Origin of the sequence: Nonomuraea terrae (genome assembly GCF_044465245.1) — a bacterium.
Classification (GTDB): Bacteria; Actinomycetota; Actinomycetes; order Streptosporangiales; family Streptosporangiaceae; genus Nonomuraea; species Nonomuraea terrae.
Map to the genome: position 1 here is coordinate 909787 of NZ_JBITLL010000004.1, position 26013 is coordinate 935799.

At 71.3% G+C, this 26013-nt stretch carries 23 protein-coding genes; 14 read left to right on the forward strand and 9 right to left on the reverse strand.

Translation table 11 applies throughout. From position 1 onward, the window contains the following. Positions 1-106: 106 nt before the first annotated feature. From ACIBP6_RS22505 to ACIBP6_RS22520, 4 genes are all read right to left on the reverse strand, one after another. Positions 107-916: an alpha/beta fold hydrolase gene (locus ACIBP6_RS22505; RefSeq protein WP_397054966.1), complete on the reverse strand. Its 810-nt coding sequence runs from the start codon at positions 914-916 to the stop codon at positions 107-109. 476 nt (positions 917-1392) lie between these two features. Beyond that, on the reverse strand, positions 1393-1581 hold the full coding sequence (locus ACIBP6_RS22510; RefSeq protein WP_397054968.1) for a hypothetical protein: 189 nt from the start codon (positions 1579-1581) through the stop codon (positions 1393-1395). Between the two features lie 82 nt (positions 1582-1663). Next, positions 1664-4453: a ComEC/Rec2 family competence protein gene (locus ACIBP6_RS22515; RefSeq protein ID WP_397054970.1), complete on the reverse strand. Its 2790-nt coding sequence runs from the start codon at positions 4451-4453 to the stop codon at positions 1664-1666. A gap of 652 nt (positions 4454-5105) precedes the next feature. Beyond that, positions 5106-6299 (reverse strand): helix-hairpin-helix domain-containing protein, encoded by a 1194-nt coding sequence (locus ACIBP6_RS22520; protein WP_397054972.1) that lies wholly within the window; start codon positions 6297-6299, stop codon positions 5106-5108. A gap of 748 nt (positions 6300-7047) precedes the next feature. On the opposite strand from ACIBP6_RS22520, the gene ACIBP6_RS22525 reads away from it, so the two are divergent. From ACIBP6_RS22525 to ACIBP6_RS22535, 3 genes are all read left to right on the forward strand, one after another. After that, positions 7048-7521, forward strand: a complete 474-nt coding sequence (locus ACIBP6_RS22525; RefSeq protein ID WP_397054974.1) for a hypothetical protein — start codon at positions 7048-7050, stop codon at positions 7519-7521. Continuing rightward, entirely contained in the window at positions 7521-7838 is a 318-nt protein-coding gene (locus ACIBP6_RS22530) for a winged helix-turn-helix domain-containing protein (RefSeq protein ID WP_397054976.1), read from the forward strand. Before ACIBP6_RS22525 ends, ACIBP6_RS22530 begins: the two co-directional genes overlap by 1 nt. Positions 7839-8693: 855 nt before the next feature. Then, positions 8694-8882 (forward strand): hypothetical protein, encoded by a 189-nt coding sequence (locus ACIBP6_RS22535; protein WP_397054978.1) that lies wholly within the window; start codon positions 8694-8696, stop codon positions 8880-8882. A 195-nt stretch (positions 8883-9077) separates the two neighbouring features. On the opposite strand, the gene hutI is transcribed toward ACIBP6_RS22535, so the two are convergent. The 3 genes from hutI to ACIBP6_RS22550 form a co-directional block, all read right to left on the reverse strand. Beyond that, the gene (hutI, locus tag ACIBP6_RS22540) at positions 9078-10286 is read right to left on the reverse strand and encodes an imidazolonepropionase (protein ID WP_111183898.1); all 1209 of its coding nucleotides are present in this window, start codon (positions 10284-10286) and stop codon (positions 9078-9080) included. A gap of 479 nt (positions 10287-10765) precedes the next feature. Then, positions 10766-12178 (reverse strand): GTPase HflX, encoded by a 1413-nt coding sequence (hflX, locus tag ACIBP6_RS22545; RefSeq protein ID WP_397054980.1) that lies wholly within the window; start codon positions 12176-12178, stop codon positions 10766-10768. Positions 12179-12270: 92 nt separating this feature from the next. After that, on the reverse strand, positions 12271-12963 hold the full coding sequence (locus ACIBP6_RS22550; protein WP_397054982.1) for a DUF4097 family beta strand repeat-containing protein: 693 nt from the start codon (positions 12961-12963) through the stop codon (positions 12271-12273). A gap of 153 nt (positions 12964-13116) precedes the next feature. On the opposite strand from ACIBP6_RS22550, the gene aceB reads away from it, so the two are divergent. The 8 genes from aceB (at position 13117) to ACIBP6_RS22590 (ending at position 22277) form a co-directional block, all read left to right on the forward strand. After that, a complete protein-coding gene (gene aceB / locus ACIBP6_RS22555; protein WP_397054984.1) occupies positions 13117-14694 on the forward strand; it encodes a malate synthase A in 1578 nt (525 codons plus the stop codon). A 36-nt stretch (positions 14695-14730) separates the two neighbouring features. Next, the gene (locus ACIBP6_RS22560) at positions 14731-16167 is read left to right on the forward strand and encodes an FAD-linked oxidase C-terminal domain-containing protein (protein WP_397054986.1); all 1437 of its coding nucleotides are present in this window, start codon (positions 14731-14733) and stop codon (positions 16165-16167) included. Next, positions 16167-17345 carry an FAD-binding oxidoreductase gene (locus tag ACIBP6_RS22565; protein WP_397054988.1) on the forward strand — a complete coding sequence of 393 codons (1179 nt, stop codon included), beginning with the start codon at positions 16167-16169 and terminating at the stop codon, positions 17343-17345. The genes ACIBP6_RS22560 and ACIBP6_RS22565 overlap by 1 nt, the downstream gene beginning before the upstream one ends. Before the next feature lies 1 nt (position 17346). Next, positions 17347-18549, forward strand: coding sequence for a (Fe-S)-binding protein (locus tag ACIBP6_RS22570; RefSeq protein WP_397054990.1), 1203 nt, complete (start codon positions 17347-17349; stop codon positions 18547-18549). Further along, positions 18546-19298, forward strand: a complete 753-nt coding sequence (locus ACIBP6_RS22575) for an IclR family transcriptional regulator (protein ID WP_397054992.1) — start codon at positions 18546-18548, stop codon at positions 19296-19298. Before ACIBP6_RS22570 ends, ACIBP6_RS22575 begins: the two co-directional genes overlap by 4 nt. Positions 19299-19338: 40 nt before the next feature. Further along, a complete protein-coding gene (locus tag ACIBP6_RS22580; protein WP_397054994.1) occupies positions 19339-20079 on the forward strand; it encodes an IclR family transcriptional regulator in 741 nt (246 codons plus the stop codon). Between the two features lie 3 nt (positions 20080-20082). Further along, entirely contained in the window at positions 20083-20295 is a 213-nt protein-coding gene (locus ACIBP6_RS22585; RefSeq protein WP_111185200.1) for a DUF2277 domain-containing protein, read from the forward strand. A 65-nt stretch (positions 20296-20360) separates the two neighbouring features. After that, positions 20361-22277 (forward strand): hypothetical protein, encoded by a 1917-nt coding sequence (locus tag ACIBP6_RS22590; protein WP_397054996.1) that lies wholly within the window; start codon positions 20361-20363, stop codon positions 22275-22277. 3 nt (positions 22278-22280) lie between these two features. On the opposite strand, the gene ACIBP6_RS22595 is transcribed toward ACIBP6_RS22590, so the two are convergent. Then, positions 22281-22700, reverse strand: coding sequence for a hypothetical protein (locus ACIBP6_RS22595; RefSeq protein ID WP_397054998.1), 420 nt, complete (start codon positions 22698-22700; stop codon positions 22281-22283). Between the two features lie 93 nt (positions 22701-22793). On the opposite strand from ACIBP6_RS22595, the gene ACIBP6_RS22600 reads away from it, so the two are divergent. Genes ACIBP6_RS22600 through ACIBP6_RS22610 form a run of 3 tightly spaced genes read left to right on the forward strand, consistent with a single transcriptional unit; the run spans position 22794 to position 25185 of the window. Then, positions 22794-23471, forward strand: coding sequence for a response regulator transcription factor (locus tag ACIBP6_RS22600; RefSeq protein WP_132617512.1), 678 nt, complete (start codon positions 22794-22796; stop codon positions 23469-23471). Continuing rightward, on the forward strand, positions 23468-24709 hold the full coding sequence (locus ACIBP6_RS22605) for a sensor histidine kinase (protein WP_397055000.1): 1242 nt from the start codon (positions 23468-23470) through the stop codon (positions 24707-24709). Before ACIBP6_RS22600 ends, ACIBP6_RS22605 begins: the two co-directional genes overlap by 4 nt. A gap of 59 nt (positions 24710-24768) precedes the next feature. Then, positions 24769-25185, forward strand: coding sequence for a PepSY domain-containing protein (locus ACIBP6_RS22610; RefSeq protein WP_397055002.1), 417 nt, complete (start codon positions 24769-24771; stop codon positions 25183-25185). A gap of 46 nt (positions 25186-25231) precedes the next feature. Here ACIBP6_RS22610 and ACIBP6_RS22615 read toward each other — a convergent pair whose 3' ends face one another. Continuing rightward, a complete protein-coding gene (locus ACIBP6_RS22615) occupies positions 25232-26011 on the reverse strand; it encodes an endonuclease/exonuclease/phosphatase family protein (RefSeq protein WP_397055004.1) in 780 nt (259 codons plus the stop codon). Between the last annotated feature and the right edge of the window lie 2 nt (positions 26012-26013).

The following is a 26013-nucleotide window of genomic DNA, read 5'->3' on the forward strand; positions in this document are numbered from 1 at the left end:
CCGAACCGACGGGCGTGGGACTGCGACGTCCACCCACGCCCGGTCAGGTGGCGTCCCGGTCGACAACACGTGACCAGTCTAGGTTTCAGGGATCATCGGTGGGCTGTCAGCGGCCCGTTGCCGTGAAGCCCAGCAGCAGTTTGCTGGTCGTCTCGGGCGCTTCCAACATGGGTAGGTGCCCGACGCCGGGCAGCAGCTCGACGCGCGCGTTCGGCACCGCGTCGTACTGGTGCGCCGATGACGGCTCCCAACGGGAGTCGGCAGCGCCGAAGATCACCAGCACGCGGACCCCGAGGGCGGCGAGACGCTCCGGCACGCTTCGCTCGGCGATGTACGCGGTGTTCCGGCGCAGCACCGTCCTCATCACGCGGTAGGTGATGCTCCGTACGTCGGCGACCACGTCGTCCGGGAGGTCCACCGGGCGAGCGGCCGTCGCGTTGATCCCCCTGCGGATCATCGCATCCGAACGCCTCGACCACAGGAGCGGGCCCAAAGGCGGGGCCAACAGGACCCGAAGGATCAGCGGCTGCCGAAGGAGCGCATCCAGACTTGGGCCGCTGCTGATCAGTGCAAGCGAACCCACGAGGTCGGGACGTTGCTCGGCAAGCGCGGTGGCGACGTAGCCGCCGCTGGAGTGCCCGACCACGGCGACGTGACGAAGGCTGAGGTCGTCCAGCAGCGCCGCGACCTGGCCCGCCTGCGCAGGCACGTCGTACGACGGCGCGGGCGGGGACTGGCCGCAGCCCGGCAGGTCGACCCGGATGACGTGATGGTGGCCGGCCAGTGCCGGGACCACCGGACTCCAGAAGCCGCCCGAGGCCCCCGATCCGTGGATGAGCAACAACGGCGGCGCCTGCCGCTGGCCGTCATGGACCACGTGCATCCCATGCGAGTGCTCAATGCCGTACGTACTCATGCGGAGACTATGCACGGGCGGTCGGCCATCAGTCTTGGACAAATGTTCCCGCGGAGTTGACCACCGACGGCCCGCCACCATCGTCGCTGTCCCCGGAGGGCGGTGCTGTCTTGGCAGACGAGGACGACAGTGCGCTTCCAGCACGGGGCACGATCGATCAGCCCGGCACCGCGTGCCCGCGGGCAGGCGAGGGCCACGATGCCGAACACCTCGTCATACTCACGATCGTGTCGCCTGTCCCCACAGGGTTTCGGTCCCGACGTGCTTGATCCCGGTGAGTGATGCTCGTACCGAGCGACGGATGACAGACGTCCTCGTTCCCACGCCGGTTCGTCGGGTCCCGAAGTGCCGGACACTGCGGCGTAGCCGAGGTTCCTGCCTGGCGAGTGGGTGACCTGCTCGCTCATGCTGCACCTCCAGGCAGGAGATCTCGCAGAACCGTGAGCGGGATGAAGGCCGGTTGCGCACCGAGTTCCTCAGGCGTGGGACCGGCCCGGGGTGGGGATGTTGGCGAGGCGTTCGGCGAGCGCGGTGACAGCGTCCCTGTCTCCTTCGAGCGTCTGACGTTCCCCGTCCGTAAGGTCGGGCTGCTCCAGCATCTGATCGATGCCGTTCTTGACCTCCAGGAACTGGGGCCGGATGGCGCCGCGGCCGATCGTGCACACCGATATTGTGCTTTTGTGCAACGGTGGCCCAACACGCGAACGGCGGCCGGGCCGCATCCTCCCCTTTGACTGATCATGACCATCAGGTCATCGGGCTCGGTGGCATCGCGGCCGATGGTGCGCACCGGTGCTTCGACCTTGTGCAGCGGTGCCTCCGCAGGTGGGTGGCGGCCAGGCCGCGCCCCACCCCTGTCGCGCCACCGTGGCCGTCTCCGGCTGCGCGAAAACTGAAGTCACGGCCACGGGGGATCACCGCCATTCCGCCTGCACCCTCCACTACGGCGAGATCGCCCGACTGGTCGGTGCGGTAGACGGTGAGCCCGAGTCGGCGTAGGAGGCCGAGCGTGGCTGGGGCAGGGTGACCGTAGTCGTTGCCGACCCCCACGCTGATCAAGGCCGCCCGTGCGCCGAGGGAGCCCAGGAACTCTGGAGACTGCCGGTTCGATCCGTGGTGCGGCGTCTTGAGGATGTCCGCGCGTACCGGGAACCGGCGCAGGAGGTCGTCCTGCGCCTCGGTTTCCAGGTCGCCGCCCAGCAGGGCGGAGCCGGAACGCCAGCGTACGTGGAGGACCACGCTCGCGTTGTTGATCTCGCTGCCCTCTCCGTAGCCGTACGGTGTGCCCGAGTCGACAGCCGGGGCGACGACGGTGAGCTCCGACGGGCCGAAGCGCCAGCGTGTGCCCGGGGCGGCCGTCCATTCTGGTATGCGGCGACCCGCCAGCATGGTGGAGATGCGTGACCCGCCTTCCGAGCCGGCTCCGTGGGGGCTGACCACAACCGCCCCCACGCGCCGGTCTCGCAACACTCCCGAAATGCCGCCCACGTGGTCGGCGTGGGCGTGGGTGAGGACGAGCAGGGGAACATCGTCGATCCCGACCCTGCGCAGACACTTGTCCATGATCACCGGATCGGGCCCTGTGTCCACCACGACGGCCCGACCTGGACCCGCCGCGATGAGCAGGCCGTCGCCCTGACCCACGTCGCACATCACCATCAGCCATCCCTTGGGCGGCCAGGGACCGGCGATCGGCCGGATCACCAGCACCGCCACCAGCGCTGCCACGGCCACGGTCACCGCGGCGGTCCGCCAGGCGCGGCGGCGCAGGATGGGGATCGCGACGAGCACTGCGAGCACGAGCAGGGCAAGACCTGGAAGGCCGGCCGGCCATGGCACGGTGGCGAACGGCAGGTCCACCGCCCAGCGGGCGACCGTGATGATCCACCCGACCGCATAACCGGCCGGGACGACGAGCAGCCGAGCGCCGTCCGGCCACACGGGGGCCACCAAGGCGGCGCCGAAGCCGAGCAGCGTGGCGGGGGCCACCGCCGGGGCGACGAGCAGATTGGCGACCACGGCCACAGGCGTCAGCTGTCCCGCCATGAGCACCAGGACGGGTGTCACGGCCAGCTGCGCGGCCGCGGGTACGGCGACCGCCTCCGCGACCCAACGCGGCAACGGCGGAACCCGCAGCAAGGCGCGCTGCCGCGATGAGCGCTCCGCCCTTCGACCGTCCACCGGGCCGTCTACCCGGCCGTGTGCCCAGCCGTCTACCCGGCCGTCTACCCGGCCGTGTGCCCGATCGTCTGCCCGGCCGTCTGACCGGGCGTCGTCCAATAGATGACCGTTGTCTTCGCCCAGGACCTGGCCATCGTTACCAGTGGCGACCTGACCGTACGGGGGTGGCGGGCCCGTGTCGGCTGCGGTGAGCGGGTCGTGTGGGGTGATGTTCTCCTTCGAGCGGGACAGTTTGTCGCGCCAGCGGGGGGCGAGGATGAGAATGCCTGCGGTGGCCGTGACGGAGAGGGCGAAGCCGTACGAGCGGGCAAGTTCAGGGACGAAAAGGATCAAGAAGAGGACGGTCGCCGACAGAGCGGCCACCCCGTCCTTGGAGCGGCCCGTGCCCATGGCGACGGCGGCGGCCAGGCCCATGAGAAGGGCGCGGAGGACGCTCGGCGACGGACGGGCGACGACGGCGAACACCAGCATCGCCATAGCCGCGAACCCGGCTCTCACCGGCAGCGGGAGGCCGATCACACGGGAGAGAGCGAGAGTAGCGCCTGCGACGATTGCCAGGTTTGCCCCGCTTACGGCGTTCAGGTGGCTGAGGCCGGCTTCCCTCATGTCGGACGTCACCTGCGGGTCCATCCGGGAGACGTCGCCCACGACCAAACCGGGGAGGAGACCACGCTGGTCGGGAGGAAGGACGTCGGCGGCGGACCGGAGCCCTGCCCTGAGAGAGCCCGCCATCGTCTGCAGGCCGGAGGGAGGTGTCAGGACCTTCGGCGGGCCTCGGACCAACAGGATGGCCGCCACCGAAGTGCCGGAAGTGGGGCGGGCGAGGCGTCCGGCGACTTGGAGGTGCTGGCTGGGAAGGAAGCCGCTCCAGGCCCGCCCGATGGCGAAGACGGTTACGGGGACGTCGACCGCTTGGCGGCTGGTGCCGTACTGGACGACCTTCAGCGCGGCGCGGGCGACGTAGCTGTCCTGGGTGAAGTGTCCGCCTCGGTTCGGGCGCCGTTCGGGGTCGTCTGTCAGCGCGATCTCTGCGGTGATGAAGGCGCTGCTGTCTGCCAGCTCAGGCACCGGGCCGGTGCTCAGTGCGTGGACTCGCAGGGCGACCGATGCGGAGGCGGCCGCCGTGCAGATGAGGGTGGCGATGGCGATGTTGCGCCATCCGGTCGTGATGTCGTGCCAGCCGATACGGGTGACGCGGGGCCGTACGAGCCACGCCGTCGCAGCAGCACCGAGGGCTGAGGTGACGGCGACGATCATGCCGGTGCCGGCCGAGCAGCCGAGCAAGGCCATGGCGCTGCCCCAGGCCGCCACCGCCGGGAAGGCGAGCGGCCATGCACGTTCGCGGTCGTTCTTCACAAGAGGGGGCTGGGATGGCGCGACGGCCTGCATGCGCCGCGTTGCTCTGACGTCCGCGCCGAGACGCGCCGTCCCACGGCTCTGGTCCCCTCGGGACCAACCGTCATCCGGACGCACCCAAGCGGTGAGCGCGTCTGAGCGTGCGGGCCCTCCCGAGACTTCCATCGGCCGGATCCAGCGGGTCCCATGGCCCCAGGACGTCTTCCCGGCTGAAAGTCCTCTCCGCCCCGGTTCGTCGCCCCTATGGGCCGGACCGGGAGCCGGTCCTGAGCATGCCGGCCACCCACGGTTCACCTCCGGCTGAGTCCAGCCGGCCCCATCACTCCAGCGTGTATCCGCCTCCAGGCGGGCTACCCTCCCCAGGTCGTCATCCGAGTGCGCCAGACCGGTTGCTGATGCTGGGCGGGACTGTCCTGCTGGGCTCCTGGCTGTGCGAGGCGGTGCGGCATCGAGGAGGGCGGGCTCGTATGGCCAGGCGACTGGACGCGCCGGGTGATTCGTCGCCGAGAAGGGGTGTGCGGCGTCGCGGACCTCGAGATCAGGGCCTGCAAGGGCGTCGGGGTGTTGCTCTTGCTGCTGCGAAGGGCCTGGGCTGCCGAGAGAGCGGCTCGCACGGCGGTTGTGGTGCTCTTCGGAATGCATGGTGGGCATGTCAGATCCGGACCTTTGGCTTGATTTCTTCGAACGTTTTGGGACCTATGCCGCTGACTTCGCGAAGCTGGTCAACAGCGGTGAAGCCGCCGCGGCTGGTGCGGAACTCGACGATGCGGGCGGCCAGCACCTCCCCTACGCCGGGGAGTTGCTCCAGTTGCTCGGCGGTGGCGGAGTTGAGGTCGAGTACGGCGCTTGCCGGGTCCACGACGGGCGAGCCGGGGGCGGCCGGCTGCTGTTTGGCGCCCACGACGATCTGTTCGCCGTCGATCAGGCGTCGGGCCAGGTTGAGCCCTCCGATGGAGGCTCCACGAGACACTCCTCCGGCGGCTGCCACCGCGTCCGTGACCCGCGCGCCTGAGGGGAGAAGGTAGACGCCTGGTTTGCGGATCTTGCCGGCCACGTGCACGGTGACCTTGGCCGTGGGCGATGGAGTCGCGGGCACGATCGGGGTGGGTGGCGGAAGGGGCTGCGGTCTGGGCTGGGCTTGCCAGACCAGGAAGGCCGCCACTGCGGCAGCGAGGACGCCGATGGCGAGCAGCACACGCAGGCCCGGCCTGCCGGGGTCCAGCGCGGGGCCCTGGGAGGCGAGAGCGTTGCGGAATCTCTGGAGGGACGGGGGAACAGTGGTGGATCCCTTCATGGTCTGAGCCGCCGCCGGGCCCTCATTGGCCTGTGGTGCCGCTGCCGGGCTGTTCTTGGGCTGCGTCACCACCGCGGGGCTGGACGCGGTCACGGGGTCAGGAGGGACGGACGAAGCCGAGGAGCCGACGCCGCTCCCAGCATGGGGCGAGGTGTTGAAAGGGCCGAGGTCGTCGTTGTGGATGCCGACGGGACGCAGGTAGCCCGGATGGGCCAGGTCGAAGGGTGCGGGACCGAAAGAGCCGAGGCTGTCGCGGTGCCCCAGGGCTGAACTCATGCCACCCAGGTCGTTCCGAGCGACGTCAACGGAAGCCGGCCGGCGGAAGCGGTCGTGGTCGGGCGCCGTCGCACCCCCGGCGCCTGAGTCATCCAGGCCAAAGCCCTGAGAACCCGGGGAAACCACGTGGGCAGCCTGATCCGCTACAAAACCGGAGTCATCCCGGGCGAAGGTCGTAGGGTGCGGCAGAACGACGCTGTCGCCGTAACCGGGCACAGAACGCGATGCAGCGAAGCGGTCGCCGTGGGCGCTCCAGAATGTGGAGAGTTGGTCCACGCCTTCCGGGGTGTACGAGAGGGTTGTCGGACTTGGGGGCTGAAGGTGAGGCTGGAGCTCGTCGGGGGTTGTGGGGGTGCTTCCACGCGATGGGCGGGCGCTTCCGGGGGATGGGTGGTGGTTTCCCCGGGAGGTGGCTCGCTCGGCCGTCCCCCACGCCGGTCGGCCCACGCGACGGCGCGGGCGGCGGGTAGAGGCGGTGATGGAGCGTAGCCGGGACTCGGCTATCGCTCGCTCTGCCGCTGGATCGGGGGTTCGCACGCCGGCGACCGTATGGCGCAGGGCACCGCCGCTTTGGACCCGAACCGCATTCTGTGGACAAGGAACAAGGGCAGGCCGGAGTCTGTGGATGACGAATTGTCCACCAGCGGCCCCGCCAAGTGGCGCCAGCTGATCAGACCTCGGCCCGTGGGTGGGCGATCGGCGCCGGCACGTGGACATCCAAGCGGTCAAGTGCCGCCACCCATGCCGGACCGGTGAAGGTAGCGGCCAGCGCGAACGACCCTTGGCCCGTCTGGGGTAGACAAGAAAACTAGCTGGTCAGACGCTTGAAAGCCGTTAAGCCACGTCAGGCAAGCAGTCTGGCCGCGCGGCCGGCCCGCCCTCCCCCAGCGAAGCGCGGCCCTCACCCAGTCGTCCGTGTTCAACTCCCGCCAGCACAGCCTCGCGCGCGCCGACCACTTTCCCGCGAGGAAAATAGATGGTACTTTCCTCAAAGGAAAGCAGTAGTCGACTCTGGGGATGATCCATGAATCAGCAAGACGCCCGGACTTCGCTCGACGACATCCACCGTCTCCAGGACAGAACCCGGGAGCAGATCGTCCGCCAGAGCTTCGCGCTTCCGCGCGTGGTCATCTCCGCGCTCGGCCTCTTCATCGCCTTCGCGGCCATCGACCTCCCGCGCCCCTGGAACTTCGTCTTCCTGGTGGCCGGGATGGTCCTGTACGCGGGCGTGGGGATCGTCTACGAGCACCGGGCCTCGGTCTGCCGGAAGGTCACCAGCCAGGAGGCCCTTTTCCACGGCGGGCTGCTGGCCTGCATCATGGTGGCCTTCAGCATCGGCCGGATCGCCGCCTTCGCGCTGTTCGACCTGCCGCCTCACGGGCTGCTGTCACAGGCTGCCGCCGGCGCGATCGTGGTGGCCGTGGCGTACGTCGCGGCCACGCCCGTGAACCGCGCCATCATGAAGTCGATCGTCCGGCAGGGCGGCGGGGCCGCCTGATGGATCCGCTGTTCGACGAGTTCCTGCACGTCCCGGCGCGTCTGTCGGTCGTGGCGCTGCTGGCACCGGCCGAGTGGGTGGACTTCGGCTTTCTCAGAGACTCGGTCGGCACCAGCGACTCAGCGCTGTCCAAGCAGATCTCCGCGCTGGCCGCCGCCGGGTACGTCATCGTCCGCAAGGACCAGGACAGGCGGGCGCGGCGGACGTACGTGCAGCTCACTCCGCAGGGACGGCTGGCCTTCCAACGGCATGCGGCGGCTCTGGAGCAGATCGTCGCCCTCGCCCGCGATTCCGCCGGCCAGACCACCACCGACTAGAAGCACGCCAAGGATGTCGAGCGCTGGGTCCGCTCACGGGTGTTCCTGCTCCGGTCCACGACTCGAAGGCCGTCCTGGTCGACCCGCCACCGACTCGGCGAGCCGGGCCCTCACCGGCATCGGCTCCCAAGCGCGGGCTCGACCAGTCCACCCCGTGGCCCAGGCAGTACGACAAGTACAAGGCGACCCGGCCGGCACAAGTCTCCTCGGTGGTCAACGCCCGCCGGATACCCGCGCACCTCGACATAGGCCACCCGAGATCGACCACCACCCACGACACCGGCTCGTCGACGGTCCCGCGCCGAGGTCACCCTCGACATCAAGCTGTCCACCATGCCCCATCTGGCGCAGCACGTCGACGCGCACGGCAGGCAGGACCGGGCCCTGATCGACGTGCACGACATCGAGACGTTCTGAGCCGCTCAGCCCAAGAACCGGCCCCGTCGGCTGCGGATCGCGCGGCGATTCTTCCGCTTCGCAGAGCCACAAGATGATCCTGGTCGACCCCACCAGCGGGCTGTCGGGAAAGGCCGGGGCCGCTCGACGGGCCGCAGCGCATGGATGGCCACGAGCTGACGGGCCAGCAGAGGAACGCGCGTCTCCGATCCCTCATCGTCGAGGACCGTCCGGCCTGCCAGATGTGTCATGAGGAGCGATGGATACTCGCAGTGCGCGGCGGTCGGATCAACCGCCACCAGCCCAGGACCCGCGTGCCACCTCATCATCCCGACGGTGGCACGCGCGAAGGACTTTCGATCAGGCGGGCTTCGGCGTTGCAGGTCGTCCCCTCGATGCCGGGTAGTGGGGACGCGCAGGAACCGGCACCGGCTGCACGCACGGCGTGCCGTTGGGGCGGTGACAGTCGACACCTCTGTGAGCGGCCTCTGGCTCGGCCACGCCGGCATCCGCTCCACCGACGCCTGCCTTCACGCTGACATGAGCATCAAGAAGGCCCTCGCGCTCACCAGGAAGCTTCTCCAGGAAGCTTGTCCAGGCCGCTACCGTCCAAGCGACCAGGTCCTCGCCTTCCTCCAACGCCTGTGACCATGCCGAGCCGCGGGCGGCGACGGCCGGCCCCCGAGACTCGACACTCGGCATGGTCGCGATGTCAGCAGAGGTCGATGCGGCCGTAGCGGTTGATGGTCTTGGTCAACTGCTTGTCGACGGCGGCCTCGACGAGCTCGCCGGTCACCGGTTGCATGGGGTGGAACGGCGCCGCGCTGGGTGGCGGAGCGGGCGTTACTGGACGGGGGTGCCGCCGCGCCAGACACGGCGAGGCTTGAGGCCGAAGGACCAGGCGAAGGCGCCCTCGTGGTCGGCGTCCCACTGCACGATGTCGGCGAGCCGCCCCGGCGTCAGCACGCCGCGGTCGGGCGCGCCCAGGACGGTGGCGCCGCCGAGGGTGGCAGCGCGCAGCGCGTCGTTGACGCTCATCCCGAACGCCGACACCGCCATGGCGATCACCAGGGACATCGAGGTGATGCCGCAGAAGCCGGGGTTGTGGTCGCTGCCGAGCGCGATCTGCACGCCATGCTTGATCATCTGGCGGACCGGCGGCAGGTGGCCGCGCTGCAGGGCCGTGGCCGGGCAGACGACGGCGGGCACGCCGTAGCGGGACATGATGGCGATGTCCTCGTCGGACATGTGGTGCAGGCCGTCGGCGGAGGCGCAGCCGAGCTCGGCGGCCAGCTGGACGGCGCCGCGCCGGCTGTACTGGCCGGCGTGGATGCGCGGCAGCAGGCCGACGTTGCGGCCGGAGGCGAGGACCCAGCGGGATTCCTCGGTGGTGAAGTGGCCCTCGTCGCAGTAGACGTCGACGCTGTCGGCGCCCGCCGCGGCCGCGTCGGCGCACCAGGCGCCCACGGCCTCGACGTATTCGCGCTGCCTGCCGAAGTATTCGGGCGGCACCACGTGGGCGGCCAGGAACGTGACGTGCACCCGCGGCATCATCGGCTCCTTCTCCAGCTCGCGCAGGAGCCGCACGTCGGCGAGCTCGCCGTCGCGGGTGAGGTGGTAACCGGTCTTGGCCTCGACGGTGGTGGTGCCGCTGAGCAGCCAGCCGCGCAGCCGCTCGCGCACGCCGTTGCACAGCGTCCAGGGGTCGGTGCCGCGGGTCACGGTGACCGTGGAGCCCACGCCGCCGCCCGCCGCGGTGATCGAGGCGGACGTGGAGCCGCCGGTGCGGATCGCCAGCTCGGCGTAGCGGTTGCCGGCGTAGACGGGATGGGTGTGGGCGTCGATGAGACCGGGCGTGACCAGGGCCCCGCCGAGGTTTTCGACGTGGTCGACGTCGACGATGTCGTCGACGACTCCCGGAACGCTCTGCGGCAGGTCGGGAGCGCGCCCGACCCACGCGATGCGGTCGTTGTGGACGAGGATGGCGGCGTTGCTGAGGACCTCGTTGCCGGTCCAGAGGCGGCCGATGTTGGTCAGGAGCCGAACGGTCACCGCATCACCACCCAGCATGCTCCCCCGCACGGGCGCCGAGCCCAGCGCACGGCCTGTGCCGCGCCCACTGAGTCCGCTCCGGGTCCGGACGACATGGGGGGTCTCCTGCTCTCATCCGCATCAGGTTGTGCGGTGACCGTATCGCCGGAGTCATGATCCGGCGATTTCAGTTCAGTTACGTTATTTCACATCTTGGGCCGCTGTACAGGGTTATTCGGAAGAAAGACCACTGCTCTCAGCTGTCACGCGGCACTGCCTCTGCCCCAGGGGCCCCGCTGACGACTTCAGGACGCGCGGCCATCACCGAAAACCCAGAACCCGAACTTAAAAGCCAGACCAACGTTGGGTCTGGCCAATCTTAGCAATCCCCGGGTGCCGAAACCACTGCCGCTTTTGCGCAACTCTGCGCGCTTTGCGGCGAGATCTGGCGCACCATACGGGTGAGTGCCGCCGCAGCGGCACCCACCTCGAAGTACGGCCTAGGAAACGCGCTCCACCGGCTTGCCGACCCGCAGCAGCTCCTGCGACAGGCTGGGCAGCACGCGCGCGTGCAGGATCGTGCCCTCGCCCACGTGGTCGACCGAGAGCACCTCGCCCTCCTTGTGGGCCCGCGAGATCAGGTCGCCCCGCTCGTACGGCACCAGCAGGTGGACCTCGTGGTCGAGACGCGGCAGCCGCTCCTCGATGAGCTCCATCAGCTCGGGGATGCCCTTGCCCGTACGGGCCGAGACCACGATGCTGTCGCGCTCGCGCCGCGCGATGCGGTCGAGCACCTCGGGGTCGGCCGCGTCGGCCTTGTTGATCACCACGATCTCCTGCACGTCGGACGCGCCCTCGATGTCGGCGAACACCTCGCGGACCGCCGCGAGCTGCCCCTCGGGATCGGGGTGGGAGCCGTCGACCACATGCAGGATCAGGTCGGCGTCGGCGACCTCCTCCAGCGTCGAGCGGAACGCCTCGATGAGCTGGTGGGGCAGGTGACGGACGAACCCGACGGTGTCGGCGATCGTGAACAGCCGGCCTTCGGGCGTGCGCGCCCGGCGCACGGTCGGGTCGAGGGTGGCGAACAGCGCGTCCTCCACCAGCACGCCGGCGCCGGTGACGCGGTTGAGCAGCGAGGACTTGCCGGCGTTGGTGTAACCGGCGATGGCCACGGCAGGGACCTCGCGCCGCTGGCGCGCGTGGCGCTTGGTGTCACGCGCGGTGGACATGCCGCCGATCTGGCGGCGCAGCTTGGCCATGCGCTCGCGGATGCGGCGCCGGTCGAGCTCGATCTTGGTCTCACCGGGGCCGCGGCCGCCGATGCCGACGCCGCCCGCGGCGCGTCCGCCGACCTGCCGCGACAGGTTGCCGCCCCAGCCACGCAGACGCGGCAGCAGGTACTGCAGCTGCGCCAGCTCGACCTGGGCCTTGCCCTCGCGGCTCTTGGCGTGCTGGGCGAAGATGTCGAGGATCAGCGCCGTACGGTCGATGACCTTGACCTTGACGATCTCTTCAAGCTGGCGGAGCTGGCCGGGGGCCAGCTCGCCGTCGCAGATCACGGTGTCGGCGCCGCTGGAGTCGACGATGTCACGCAGCTCCAACGCCTTGCCGGAGCCGATGTACGTGGCCGGGTCGGGCTTCTGGCGCCGCTGGACGAGCCCGTCGAGCACCTGCGAGCCGGCCGTCTCCGCCAGGAGCTTCAGCTCGAGCAGGGAGTTGTCGGCATCCTCGGCCGTGCCGGAGGTCCAGACGCCGACGAGGACGACCCGCTCGAGCCGCAGCTGCCGGTATTCGACCTCGGAGACGTCTTCAAGCTCGGTGGACAGGCCTGCGACGCGGCGCAGCGCCTGGCGCTCCTCGAGGTCCATGTCGCCGGTCTCGATCTCGTCGAGCAGGGTGTATTCGCGCATTCGTGTCATCTCTATGAGGAAACGTCTGGACACCTCGATGTCTTCCCACGATGGTGGCAGACATCCCCGAGCGCAATCACCTGGTTATCCCGTTACGCAGGTGACACCGTGACGTCGCCCGATCCCGTCCGCAACGAGATCTTGCGCGGCGACGACGTGTCGGTCTTGACCGTGACGTCGGTCTCGCCGGAGCCCACCTCGCTCTTCAGGTCGTAGGCGCCGTCGGGAACGGTCAGCCGGATGTCCCCGCTCCCGGCCGTCAACTCGACGGCGTCGGGAGCGGAGGCGTACGTGAGCTCGATGTCGCCCGCCCCGGACTCGGCGGACAGGCTCTTGCCCGCCAGGCCGGCGGCGTCCACGTCCCCCGATCCCACGAGCAGCTTCAGCTCCCCGGTCAGGCCCCTGAGGATGAGGTTGCCGGAACCGGTGGTCAGGTCGGCCGTCAGGCCCTTGGGCACCTGGATCTCGTAGTCGACGCCACAGGTGCCCCAGCTGGACGGGCAGTCATAGGTGACCACCAGCGCCTCGCCCTCGACCTTGTGCTCGGTCTCGGGCTTGGCGTCGCCGCGCCAGCGCAGGTGCTCGACCACGCGTACGGTGTCGCCGTCGGTCTCGGTGATCTCCGCGTCGCCGGCGCCGCTCTTCAGCCGCAGTTCGCCGACCCTCTCCTTCACCTCGTACGACACCGTGTCCTGGTTGCTCGGGCCGGTGACGCTCTCGAGGCCGCATCCGGTCAGCAGGACGGCGGAGAGCAGAAGTCCGCCCGCAACGATCACCTTCTTCATGCGGTGAATCCTCTCCCGGCATGGCGCCCGCCACATCGGGGATGACCCCGACGACTCCCCGGGGGGACCCCGCCTTTGACCCGATATAGGCGGGAGAGTAACTTCACTTCCACATTCCAGAAGTCATTTTCCATATCATGGAAAAGAGGTCCCATGGAGATCACCGGCCCGATGCTCGATCGGTTCGACGAGATCCTCACGCCGGAGGCGCTCGATTTCGTGGCGACTCTTCAGCGGGAGTTCGGCCCCAGGCGGCTTGAGCTGCTGGAGGCCCGCCAGGCGCGCCAGACGGAGCTGTCGGCGGGCGCCATGCTCGACTTCCTGCCGGAGACCAAGCAGATCAGGGAGAGCGACTGGCAGGTCGCTCCCCCGGCGCCCGGGCTGGAGGACCGGCGCGTCGAGATCACCGGCCCGACCGACAAGAAGATGACCATCAACGCGCTCAACTCCGGCGCGAAGGTGTGGCTGGCCGACTTCGAGGACGCCCTGTCCCCGCTGTGGGAGAACTGCGTGGCCGGCCACCTCAACCTGCGCGACGCGCTCGACCGCACCATCGACTTCGAGTCCGGCGGCAAGGCGTACACGCTCAAGCCCGACGAGGAGCTGGCCACCGTCGTGGTGCGCCCGCGCGGGTGGCACCTGGACGAGAAGCACGCCCTCGTCGACGGGCGGCCGGTGTCGGGGTCGCTGTTCGACTTCGCGCTCTACTTCTTCCACTGCGCCCAGCGGCAGATCGACAAGGGCAAGGGCCCGTACTTCTACCTGCCCAAGATCGAGTCGCACCTGGAGGCGCGGCTCTGGAACGACGTGTTCACCCGGGCGCAGGAGCTCCTCGGCATCCCGCACGGCACCATCAGGGCGACCGTGCTCATCGAGACCTACCCGGCGGCGTTCGAGATGGAGGAGATCCTCTACGAGCTGCGCGACCACTCGGCGGGGCTCAACGCGGGCCGCTGGGACTACCTGTTCAGCGTGATCAAGAAGTTCCGCACGCGGGGCCGCGAGTTCCTGCTGCCGGAGCGGAACACGGTCACGATGACGGCGCCGTTCATGCGCGCCTACACCGAGCTGCTGGTGCGCACGTGTCACAAGCGGGGCGCGCACGCCATCGGCGGGATGGCGGCGTTCATCCCCTCGCGCAAGAACCCCGAGGTGAACGAGGTCGCGCTGGAGAAGGTGCGGGCCGACAAGACGCGCGAGTCGGGCGACGGGTTCGACGGGTCGTGGGTGGCTCACCCCGACCTCGTGCCGATCTGCCGCGAGGTGTTCGACGGCGTGCTCGGGTCGCGACCCCACCAGCTCGACCGGCTGCGCGAGGACGTCAGCGTGACCGCCGCCGAGCTGCTGGCGGTCTCCGAGACGCCGGGCGACATCACCGAGGCGGGCCTGCGGAGCAACGTCGACGTCGGCCTGCGCTACCTGGCCTCGTGGATGGGCGGGCAGGGCGCGGCGGCCATCCACAACCTGATGGAGGACGCCGCCACCGCCGAGATCTCGCGCTCGCAGGTCTGGCAGTGGATCCACAACGACGTCACCCTCGCCGACACCGGTGAGCAGGTGACGAAGGAGATCGTCGAGCGGATCATCGGCGAGGAGCTGGCCAAGATCGCGCAGGAGCCGGGATACGACGAGAAGGTGTTCGACCAGGCGACGCAGCTGTTCAAGGAAGTGGCGCTGGACGACGACTTCGCCGAATTCCTAACTCTCCCGGCCTATGCTCGAATGCCATGACAAAAGGTGAAAAATAGAAAAGAGGGGGGATCGGTGATGGAAGAGCTGACCGCGGCGCTGCACTCCTTGCTGCCCGAAGATTCGGTGATCACCGATCCCGTACGCCTGCGCACCTACGAGTGCGACGGCCTCACCTACCACCGGGCGACCCCGGGCGTGGTCGTGCTGCCCGAGACCGCCGAGCAGGTCGCCCGCGTGGTGCGCCTGTGCAACGACTTCGGCGTGCCGTTCGTGGCCAGGGGTTCGGGCACGGGCCTGTCGGGGGGCGCGCTCCCCCGCGAGGACGGCGTGCTCATCGTGACCGCGAAGATGCGCCGCATCCTGGACATCGACCTGGACAACCGCCGGGCGGTCGTCGAGCCGGGAGTGACCAACCTGGCCATCACCGAGGCCGTCCGCGACCAGGGCTACTACTACGCGCCCGACCCCTCCAGCCAGCAGGTCTGCTCGATCGGCGGCAACGTCGCGGAGAACTCCGGCGGCGCCCACTGCCTGAAGTACGGCTTCACCGTCAACCACGTCGAGGCCTGCGAGATCGTCACCCCCGACGGCGACCTGGTCACGCTCGACCGCATGGACCCGGGCTACGACCTGCTGGGGGCGTTCATCGGCTCGGAGGGCACGCTCGGCATCGCCACCAAGATCACCGTACGGCTGAGCCGCGCGCCGGAGGCCGTGACCACGGTGCTGGCCGCGTTCGAGAGCCTCGAGCAGGGCGGGGAGGCCGTCTCGGCGATCATCGGCGCGGGCATCGTGCCGGCTGCGATCGAGATGATGGACGCGCTCAGCATCGAGGCGGCCGAGGCCGCGGTGGCCTGCGGTTATCCGGCGGGCGCCGGGGCGGTGCTGGTCGTGGAGCTGGACGGCCCGGCCGCCGAGGTCGAGCGGCAGTTCGCCCGGCTGAAGGAGATGTGCTCGGCGGCGTTCGAGCTGCGGGTGGCGGCGGGGCCGGCCGAGCGGGCGGCGATCTGGAAGGGCCGCAAGTCGGCGTTCGCCGCCGTCGGGCGCATCAGCCCGGCGTACATCGTGCAGGACGGCGTGGTGCCGCGCACGTCGCTGCCCGCGGTGCTGGCGGCCATCGACCGGCTGTCGGCGGAGCACGGCATCCGGGTGGCCAACGTCTTCCACGCCGGCGACGGCAACCTGCATCCGCTGGTGTTGTTCGACGACGCGGAGCCGGGGGCGGGCGAGCGGGCCGAGGTGGTCTCGGGCGCGATCCTCGACCTGTGCATCGAGCACGGCGGCTCCATCACCGGCGAACACGGCGTGGGCGTCGACAAGTCGCGCTACATGCCGAAGATGTTCGGCATGGACGATCTCGACACCATGCAGCTCGTACGGTGCGCGTTCGACCCCCGCGGGCTGTCGAACCCGGGCAAGGTGTTCCCGACGCCGCGGTTGTGCGGCGAGGTGCCGGGCGTGCGCAAGGGCGTGCATCCGCTGGTCGAGTCGGGGAAGGCGGAGCAGTTCTGATGACCCTGACAGGGATCGGCGTGACGGTCAGGCAGGCGGGCCCCGACGACGCGGTGGGCGGCGTGCTCCCGCGCTGGGTCGCGTTGCCGGAGAGCGTCGAGGAGATCGCGGCCCTGCTGCGGGCCTGCGCGGAGCAGGACCTCGCGGTGGTGCCCGTGGGCGGCGGCACGAAGCTGCACTGGGGCGCGCCGCCGGAGCGCTGCGACGTGCTGCTCGACATGTGCTGCATGAACGCCGTGCTGGAGCACGCGGCGGGCGACCTCGTGGTGCGCGTCCAGGCCGGGGTGACGATGGACGCCCTGGCTGCGGAGCTGGCGGGCAAGGGGCAGGAGCTGGCGCTCGACGTGCCGTCCGGCGCGGGCTCGACGGTGGGCGGCACACTGGCCGCCGGGCTGCCAGGGCCGCGCGCGTTCCGCTTCGGCACCGCCCGCGACCTGCTCATCGGCATCACCGTGGTGCTCGCCGACGGCACGGTCGCCCGCTCCGGCGGCAAGGTGGTCAAGAACGTCGCCGGCTACGACCTGGGCAAGCTCTTCGCCGGCTCGTACGGCTCGCTCGGCGTCATCGCGGAGGCGGTGTTCCGGCTGCATCCGCTGCCGGCCGAGCGCCGCTGGGTGGTCGCCGAGCCGGCCCTGGACGAGGTGCCGAGGATCGCCCTGGCGCTCGCGGCGTCACAGGCCGAGCCGAGCGCGGTCGAGGTGGACCGGCCGGATCCGGACGGCCCGCTCGTCCTGGCCGCGCTGGTGGAGGGCACGGCGGCCGAGGCCAGGGCGCGCGCGTTGCGCGACGTCGTGGGCGGGGGCGAGGTGATCGGTCAGCCGCCGTCGTGGTGGGGGCGCGTCCCGTCCGGCGAGGTGCTGGCCGAGGTGCGGTTCCCGCCGACGGCCACGGGGGCCGTGCTCGACGCGGCGGCCGGCGCCGGGACGGCGCTGCGCGGCTCTCCCGTCGCGGGGCGGCTGCTGCTCGCGACGGACGGTCAGCTGGCCGTGTCCGCGCTGCGCAAGACGGTGGAGGACGCCGGAGGGCGGGTCGTCGTGCTCGCCACGCCGGACGACGGCCCGGACGGTGGGGTCGACAGATGGGGGCAGATCAGCGGGCTCGCGCTGATGCGGCGGGTCAAGGAGCGGTTCGATCCCGGGCGCAGGATGTCCCCCGGACGGTTCGTGGGAGGCATCTGACATGGATCCGAAGCTCATCAACGACTGCGTGCACTGCGGGTTCTGCCTGCCGACCTGTCCGACGTACGTGTTGTGGGGCGAGGAGATGGACTCGCCGCGCGGGCGGATCCACCTGATGAGCCAGCACGTCGAGGGCACGCCCATGACGCCCGAGATGGCCGGCCACTTCGACGCCTGCCTGGGCTGCATGGCGTGCGTGACCGCGTGCCCGTCCGGGGTGCAGTACGACCGGCTGATCGAGCAGACCCGCGTCGAGGTCGAACGTGAGCATGAGCGCCCGCCGCAGGAGCGGGCCGTGCGCGGGATCGTCTTCAACCTGTTCCCCTACCCGCGCCGGCTGCGCCTGCTGCGGCCGACGCTGGGGCTGACCGGGCGGATGGCGCCGTTCCTGGCCAGGGTGAACCCGAGTCTCGGCGCGATGGCCGGGCTCGCGCCGCGCGTGGAGCGGCGCCAGCGGCTGCCGCGCGTGGTGAGGGCCAGGGGCGAGCGCCGGGCCGTGGTCGGGATGCTCCTGGGCTGCGTGCAGCGGGAGTTCTTCCCGCAGGTGAACGCCGCCACGGCGCGGGTGCTGGCGATGGAGGGCTGCGACGTCGTCATCCCGCCGGGGCAGGGCTGCTGCGGGGCGCTCAGCGTGCACTCCGGGCTGGAGGCGCAGGCCAAGCGGCTGGCGCGCAGGACGGTCAGGACGTTCGAGAAGGCCGGGGTGGACACCGTGGTGGTCAACGCGGCCGGCTGCGGCTCGTCGATGAAGGAGTACGCGACGCTGCTCGGGTACGACCCCGGGTTCCGGGTGATGGACCTGTCGGAGTTCCTGGCCGAGCTGGGCCCGGTGGCCACGCGGCACCCGCTGCCGCGCACCGTCGCCTACCACGACGCCTGCCACCTCGCCCACGCGCAGGGCGTGCGCTCGCAGCCGCGCCAGTTGCTGAGCGGCATCCCGGAGCTGGAGCTGCGCGAGATCCCCGAGTCGGCCATCTGCTGCGGCTCGGCGGGCACGTACAACCTGCTGCAGCCGGAGGCCGCGCGGGACCTCGGCGACCGCAAGGCCAAGGCGGTCGGGTCGACGGGCGCGCAGCTGCTCGTCTCCGCGAACCCGGGGTGCACCATGCAGATCGCCGCGGCCATGCGGCGGGCCGGCGCGGACATCAGGGTGGCCCACACGGCGGAGGTGCTGGACGCCTCACTGCGCGGGGCCGCCCTGTGAGCGTCCAGTCGGTCGAGCGGGCGCTCGACGTGCTGGAGGCGCTGGCCGAGCACGGAGGCGAGGCGGGGCTGTCGGAGATCGCCGCCAGGACCGGCCTGCCGTACGGCACCATCCACCGGCTGCTGCAGACGCTGCTCGTGCGGGGTTACGTGCGCCAGGAGTCCGACCGGCGTTACGCGCTGGGCGGAGGGCTCGTCCGGCTGGGCGGGGTCGCCGGGGGCATGGTCGGTGTGTGGGCGCGGCCGTACCTGAGCAAGCTGGTCGAGCTGTCCGGTGAGACGGCAAACCTGGCGGTGCTCGAAGGGGACTTCGTCGTGTACGTGGCGCAGGTGCCGTCGCCGCGCCGGCTGCGGATGTTCGCCGAGGTGGGCAGGCGGGTGCTGCCGCACAGCACGGCCGTGGGCAAGGCGCTGCTCGCCGGGCGGCCCCCGGCGGAGGCGGTCGCGGTGTTCGAGCGCACCGGCATGCCGCGCCGCACGCCCAACACGATCGTCGACCGGTCCGCGATGCTGACCGAGCTGCAGGCCGTCAGAGGCCGCGGCTACGCCTTGGACCTGGGCGAGGAGGAGCTCGGCGTGCACTGCCTCGCCGTGCCGGTCCGGGACGGCGACCGGGTGGTGGCGGCGCTGTCGGTCTCGGGGCCGGCCGAGCGGATCGACGCGCTCGACCGCGACGACCTGGCCGAGAGCATGCGTAAGATCGCCGCCGACTTCGGCAACGAGCTCGGGCCGGTGACCGGCGGGGGCTGACCTCGGCCCGGGGTTGGAGCACCCGGTATCGTGTTGCGCCATGGGCAACAGCACGACGGTTCAATCGGTCGATCGTGCCCTCGCGATCCTGGAGCTCCTGGCTCGGGACGGGCCCACCCGGGTGACGGACCTCGCGGCGGAGCTCGACGTGCACAAGTCCACGGCGTTCCGGCTGCTGGCTTCGCTGGAGCAGGGCGGCCTGGTCGAGCAGACCGGTGACCGGGGGCGCTACCGGCTCGGGTTCGGCCTCGTCCGCCTGGCCGGGGCCGTCACGGCGCAGCTCGACCTGTCGCGCGAGAGCCTGCCGGTGTGCCTGCGCCTGGCGGAGGCGATCGGCGAGACGGTCAACATCGCGGTGCCGCGCAACGGCGACCCGGTCAACGTCAGCCAGGTGCGCGGCCCCGCCGCGATCAGCGGCCACAACTGGGTCGGCCAGCGCACTCCCTCCCACGCCACCTCCAGCGGCAAGGTGCTGCTGGCCTTCGGCGCGCTGCGGCCGCCCACGGAGCTGGAACGCTACACACCGCACACCGTCACCTCGGTCGGCGAGCTGGGGCTCGACGAGATCAGGCAGCGCGGCTGGGCCTGCGCCGCGGAGGAGCTCGAGGTCGGCCTCAACGCGGCGGCCGCGCCGATCCGCGGGGCGGACGGCTCGGTGGTGGCCGCGGTCAGCGCCTCGGGGCCCTCCTACCGGCTGACGCCCGAGCGGCTGCCGGAGGTGGGCGAGCTGCTGGTCAAGGGCGCGAGGGAGATCAGTCAGCGCATCGGCTATTACGGTTGAGTCATGTGTAGAAGCATCAAGACCCTCCGCCCGCCGTACACGGAGAGCGTGACCGAGGACGACGTGCGCGCGGCGGCCCTGCAGTACGTACGGAAGATCTCGGGGTTCCGCGCGCCCGCGGCGCACAACGCCGAGGCGTTCGACCGGGCGGTCGAGGCGATCACCCGGGCGTCGGAGGAGCTGCTCGGGGCGCTGGAAGTCCGCGGGAGTCGTTGACAGCTCCCGCGCGCGAGGGAAGCGTACCGGGATGTAACCCTCACCCGATCTTCCAGGGGGCTCCCATGATCAGCGGGTTGTACCAGGGTCAGGACGGCGACTCGCGGCTGGAGCTCCGCGTCGACGTCGACGGCGCCAGGCCCACCGGGCGGGTGAGCGGCGACCTGTTCACGGTGTCGGGGGCGACCACGTCCTACGCCGGTTCCTTCCTGGTGGACGCGCCCACCGTACGGTCCGAGGGCGGGCAGACGCGGATCGAGGGAGCCGGGCGGTTCACGTTCGACACCGAGGCGCGCGACGTGGGCGTCGTCATCGCCGGCGGGAGCGGGAGCGCCACGGTGGGCGGGCGCGCGTACGAGGTGGCCTTCGCCTCCCCGCACTTCCGCAGCGTGCTGCTGGAGCAGGACTCCGTGGTGGGGGCGGTGCCGTTCGTGTCGTACCACACCGGCTCGCTGCCGGGACCCGCGGGCTCGCCGCCGAGGGAGCTGACGGTGCCCGCCGCGTACGCGGAGGCGGGCATCGAGCTGCGCCTGGCCGAGCCCGGCGTGGTCCCGGTGGACGGGTCGGGCGCCGACCTGGTGTGGGACGACGCCGAGCTGCACCACGCGATGACCCGGCACTTCAGCGCGTACGGCGACGCCCCGGCCTGGCGGGTGTGGCTGCTGGTGGCGAGCAAGCACGCGCGCGGCCTGCGCGGCATCATGTTCGACTACCAGGACGCCCACCAGCGGCAGGGCGCCGCCGTCTTCCACGACGCCGTCCAGGGCACGACGCCGGAGGCGCGCAGGGCCCAGTTACGCACGTACGTGCACGAGGTCGGCCACGCGTTCAACCTGCTGCACTCGTGGGAGAAGCACCTGGCGACCCCGCCCAGGCCGCTCGGCCCCGAGGGCGGCTTCGGCGACCTGTCGTGGATGAACTACACCTACACCTACCAGCCGGGCGGCGAGCCGGCCTACTGGGCGGCCTTCCCCTTCCGGTTCACCGACGCCGAGCTGGTGCACCTGCGGCACGCCTTCTACCGCGACGTGGCCATGGGGGCGCACGCGTTCGGCGTCGGCGCGGCTGAGGCCGAGCCGTTCGAGCAGCCGGTCGAGGACCACTCGGGGCTGCGGCTGGAGCTGCGCGCCAAGGAGTCGTACGCGCTGGGCGAGCCGGTGGTGGTCGAGCTCAAGCTGTCGCACGCGGGCGAGCCGCGCGGCACGCACGGCCACCTGCACCCCGACAGCGGCTTCACGCGGGTGTCGATCACCCGTCCCGACGGCGGCACGGTGCTCTACCGGCCCATGCTGCGCCAGTGCGTGGACGCCACGCCGCAGGTCAGGCTGGACGACGGCAACCCGGCGATGTACCGCAGCGCGTACATCGGGCACGGGCGCGACGGCCACTACTTCCAGCAGCCCGGCGAGTACCACGTGCGCGCCCGGTACGTCGCCGCCGACGGCTCGCTCGTCGTCTCCCCCGCGCTGCTGGTGAGGGTGGGCCGGCCGGCGGAGCCCGACGACCACCGGGTGGCCGAGCTGATGCTGGGCGAGGAGCAGGGCCAGCTGTTCTCGCTGCTCGGCTCCGACTCGCCCGCGCTGAGCTCGGGCAACCGGGCGCTGGACGAGGTCATCGGCCGCTACGGCGCGCACCCGCTGGCCGTCTACGCCCGCCTGGTCAAGGGGCTGAACGCCGAGCGTGAGTTCAAGGACCTGGTGCCGGGCGAGGGGCTGCGCGTGCGGCCGCCCGACCCGAAGCAGGGCATCGAGCACCTGACCCACGTCGTGCGCGGGGCGGGCGTCGACAACATCACCCTCAACCTGGTGATGCGCCGCCTGGCCAGGGCCGAGGCGCGGCAGGGCGACCTCGGCCGGGCGAACGCGGTGCTGGACCGGATGGTGGCCACGTTCGCCGCCAAGGGGGTCAACCCCATCGTCATGGGGCAGATCCGCCGCCAGGCCGAGTTGACGAAGGCGGCGCTGGGCGCGGAGGCGTCGTGAGCGTCAGTGGACGCGGGCGACGGGCTGCCCCGCCACGCAGGTGATCGTCAGCTCGATGTCGTCGCCGTCGTCCGGCTCGAACTCGACCTGGGCCTCGGCGGCCGGCCCCGGCTCGACGCCGTCGACCGAGTGGTCCTGGGCCGGGCTCCACGACCGCAGCGTGACCAGGTCGCCGTCGCACGAGGCGATCACCGTGCCGCCGGGGCTGCGGATCAGCTTGCCCGGGGACGTCGAGGACGGCTCGGCGGTCGAGGCGGCGACGGCCCGAGAGGTGGCCGTGGACAGCGCCGCGCGGACCTCGTCCCGGCTGAGCACGTGGCTGGAGCTGCCGGTGAGGCCGGTGCCGAGCAGACCGAGCACCGCCAGCGCGGCGCCGGTGGCGGCGACGGCGGTGACGGCCCAGGCCAGCACGAGTCGTTTCATCGCGCCCAAGCTTCCCCCATCGACGGCTAAGGCGAGGTTAAGGCGACGCTAAGAGAGACCTGGTCACCGTCCGCGAACGTCTAGTTTCTGTATATGGCTGACATCCTGCTCATCGAGGACGACGTGGCGATCCGTACGGCGCTCAGCCGCGGGCTGCGGGAGCTCGGCCATGCCGTCTCCTCGTCTCCGACGGCGATGGACGGGCTGCGCCTGGCCGTACGCGACCGCCCCGACCTGGTGGTGCTCGACCTGGGGCTGCCGGACCTGGACGGGGCGGAGCTGCTGCGGATGTTGCGGGCGGTGAGCCGGGTGCCGGTCATCGTGGCGACCGCCCGCGACGGGGACGCCGAGATGGTGCCGGTGCTGGACGCGGGGGCCGACGACTACGTGGTCAAGCCGTTCAGCGCGGCCCAGCTCGACGCGCGCGTACGGGCCGTGCTGCGGCGGGCGGGCGAGGCGGCGCCGGAGCCGCTGGCGGTCGGGGCGCTGCGGGTGGACCCGCGGGCGCGTACGGCCACGCTCGACGGGGCGGCCCTGGATCTGACGCCGCGCGAGTTCGACGTGCTGCACTACCTGGCCGCGCGGCCCGGCGAGGTCGTCACCAAGCGGGAGCTGCTGACGGAGGTGTGGCAGCTGCCGTACGGCGGCGCCGACAAGACGGTGGACGTCCACCTGTCGTGGCTGCGCAGGAAGCTCGGCGAGACGGCCGCGCGGCCCCGTTACCTGCACACCGTGCGCGGTGTGGGCGTCAAGCTGGTCGAGCCGTCGTGAGGCGGTGGCTGGCGCTGCTGGTCGCGGCGACGACGTCGCTCGTGCTGATCGCGCTGCTGGTGCCGATGGCGCTGCTGATCCGCGCCGTGGCCGAGAACGGCGCGATGAGCCGGGCCACCGCCGCGGCCGAGTCCGTCGCGGTGGCGGTCGGCACTCCCGACCTGGCGCTGGCCGTGGAGCAGGTGGCCCGCCCGGTGACGGTGTTCCTGCCCGGCGGCGGCACGGTGGGCAGGCCCGCCGGCCGTTCCGACGCGGTGCGGCTGGCCGCGACCGGGCGCAGCGTCACGGCGGACGCCGACGGGGGCAGGGAGGTGCTCGTCTCGGCGCAGTCCCCGGGCGGCACGGCCGTGATCAGGGTGTTCGTGCCGGACGACGAGCTGATGAGGGGCGTGCGGGAAGCGTGGCTGGCACTGCTCGTGCTGGGGCTCGCTCTGGTCGTGCTGGGCATCGTCCTGGCGGACCGGCTGGCGCTGGCCGTCACCAGGCCGGTGGACGGGCTGGCGCGGGTCTCGCACCGGCTCGCCGGAGGTGACCTGACCGCCCGCGCGGAGCCCGGCGGCCCGCCCGAGGTGCGTTCGGTGGCGATGGCGCTCAACCACCTGGCCGGCCGCATCGACGAGCTGCTGGCGGCCGAGCGTGAGTCCGTGGCGGACCTGTCCCACCGCCTGCGCACGCCGCTGACCGGGCTGCGGCTGGACGCCGAGTCGCTGCGCGACCCCGAGGAGGCGGGGCGCATCCAGGCCAGGGTGGACGCGCTGGAGCGCGCCGTGAGCGCGGTGATCACCGAGGCCCGCCGCCGGTCCGCCGGGCGCGGCTCGTGCGACGCGGCGGCGGTGGTGCGCGAGCGCGTACGGTTCTGGTCGGTGCTGGCCGAGGACCAGGGGCGTGAGGTGGCGATCAGCCTGCCGGCCGGCCCGCTGCCGGTCGCGGTGGGCGCCGAGGAACTGGCCGCGTGCGTCGACGCGCTGCTCGGCAACGTCTTCGCGCACACGCCGGAAGGTGCCTCCATGTCCGTACGGCTGGAGCCGCGGCCCTCCGGGGCCCTGCTGACCGTGAGCGACGCGGGGCCCGGGTTCGAGCCGGCGCTGCTGGAGCGGGGCATCAGCGGCGGCGACTCGACGGGGCTCGGGCTGGACATCGCCCGGCGTACCGCGGAGTCCTCGGGCGGCGGGCTGACCGTCTCCACGCCTGCGGGCGGCGGGGCCCGCGTCGAGGTGCTGCTGGGCGCGGCGCCCTAGGAGACGGCGTTAACCGTCGCTTAGCGCGCGGTTACCCGGCTTCGCGGTTTCGTGGAGACATGCAGATCACGAAGAAGATCATCATCGCCGGCGCCGGGTTCGTCGCGCTGGCCTCGGGCGGCGGCGCCGCGTACGCCACCGCCACGGCCGCCTCCCCCTCGGTGGAGACCTTCACCGCCGCCCCCGCGCCGAAGGTCTCGGCGGAGCAGGCCATGCAGATCGCGCACGGGAAGGTGCAGGGCGCCTGGGTCAGCGAGCTCGACTTCGACCTCAAGGGCAGCCGGCCCGACGTGTGGGAGATCGAGCTGACCAAGGGGCAGGAACGGCACGAGATCGACGTGGACGCGGCCTCCGGCAAGATCGTCAAGCATGAGACGGACCGGGTGAGCCAGAACGGCGACGACGACCGGGACGACGACCACGATGACGACGACCGGGACGACGACCGGGACGACGACCGGGACGACGACGACTGATCCCCGGTGAAGGCGACGCCGGCCCGTGGGCCGGCGTCGTTCCGCGTCAGCGGCTCATGCGCATGACGATCGGGCGGTGGTCGGACAGCGTGGTCGAAAGGACGTCGCCGCCCGTGACCGTGATGCCGCGCGTGTAGACGTAGTCGATGCGGGCGTCGCCGAGGGTGGGCTCGTCGGCGTACCGGGCGCCGGTGTCGAGCCAGCCGGCGCTGACGAACCGGCGCGACAGCGCGTCGGTGGGCGGGGCGTTGAAGTCGCCGGTGAGGATCACGCCGGTGCGGGTGCCGAGGTACGTCCGCACCTTGTCGGCCTGGGCCTCACGGCGGGCCACCGAGGTCGCCGACAGGCCGGGCGACAGGTGGGTGGTGAAGACGGTGACCGACGAGCCGCCGCCGAGGTCGAGCTTGGCGCCGGCCATCGACCGGTTGACGGGGCAGGTCGCGAAGTCGGTGAGCCGGATCGTCACCCGTTCGACGATGCGGAAGCTGGACAGGACGGCGTTGCCGGCCTGGCCGGGCTGCGGGTCGTCGCAGGGGCCGGGGTTGTCGCCGGCGCCGAAGTGGGCGTTGGCGGTGATGTCCCAGCCGAGCGCGTCGGCCAGCTGCCTGACCTGGTCGGCGTCGGGCCTGCGGTGGATCTCCTGGACGGTCACGATGTTGGCGCCGGTGGCGCGGATCTGGCCGGCGACGGCGCTCATGTCGGCGCTCTCGCCGTGGACGTTCCAGTTGAGGACGACGAGGTCGGTCGCCCTGGCCTGCGCGAGGGTGGTCGTCAGCAGGGGTGCGAGCACGACGAGCGCCGTGATCGCCAGGATGCGTCTGGTCACGC

Bases quoted from the DNA above. Each gene is read 5' to 3' on its own strand.
- ACIBP6_RS22505 (WP_397054966.1), bottom strand. From the start codon at position 916: ATGAGTACGTACGGCATTGAGCACTCGCATGGGATGCACGTGGTCCAT.
- ACIBP6_RS22525 (WP_397054974.1), top strand. From the start codon at position 7,048: ATGAATCAGCAAGACGCCCGGACTTCGCTCGACGACATCCACCGTCTC.
- ACIBP6_RS22530 (WP_397054976.1), top strand. From the start codon at position 7,521: ATGGATCCGCTGTTCGACGAGTTCCTGCACGTCCCGGCGCGTCTGTCG.
- hflX (WP_397054980.1), bottom strand. From the start codon at position 12,178: ATGCGCGAATACACCCTGCTCGACGAGATCGAGACCGGCGACATGGAC.
- ACIBP6_RS22550 (WP_397054982.1), bottom strand. From the start codon at position 12,963: ATGAAGAAGGTGATCGTTGCGGGCGGACTTCTGCTCTCCGCCGTCCTG.
- aceB (WP_397054984.1), top strand. From the start codon at position 13,117: ATGGAGATCACCGGCCCGATGCTCGATCGGTTCGACGAGATCCTCACG.
- ACIBP6_RS22560 (WP_397054986.1), top strand. From the start codon at position 14,731: ATGGAAGAGCTGACCGCGGCGCTGCACTCCTTGCTGCCCGAAGATTCG.
- ACIBP6_RS22565 (WP_397054988.1), top strand. From the start codon at position 16,167: ATGACCCTGACAGGGATCGGCGTGACGGTCAGGCAGGCGGGCCCCGAC.
- ACIBP6_RS22570 (WP_397054990.1), top strand. From the start codon at position 17,347: ATGGATCCGAAGCTCATCAACGACTGCGTGCACTGCGGGTTCTGCCTG.
- ACIBP6_RS22580 (WP_397054994.1), top strand. From the start codon at position 19,339: ATGGGCAACAGCACGACGGTTCAATCGGTCGATCGTGCCCTCGCGATC.
- ACIBP6_RS22585 (WP_111185200.1), top strand. From the start codon at position 20,083: ATGTGTAGAAGCATCAAGACCCTCCGCCCGCCGTACACGGAGAGCGTG.
- ACIBP6_RS22590 (WP_397054996.1), top strand. From the start codon at position 20,361: ATGATCAGCGGGTTGTACCAGGGTCAGGACGGCGACTCGCGGCTGGAG.
- ACIBP6_RS22595 (WP_397054998.1), bottom strand. From the start codon at position 22,700: ATGAAACGACTCGTGCTGGCCTGGGCCGTCACCGCCGTCGCCGCCACC.
- ACIBP6_RS22600 (WP_132617512.1), top strand. From the start codon at position 22,794: ATGGCTGACATCCTGCTCATCGAGGACGACGTGGCGATCCGTACGGCG.
- ACIBP6_RS22610 (WP_397055002.1), top strand. From the start codon at position 24,769: ATGCAGATCACGAAGAAGATCATCATCGCCGGCGCCGGGTTCGTCGCG.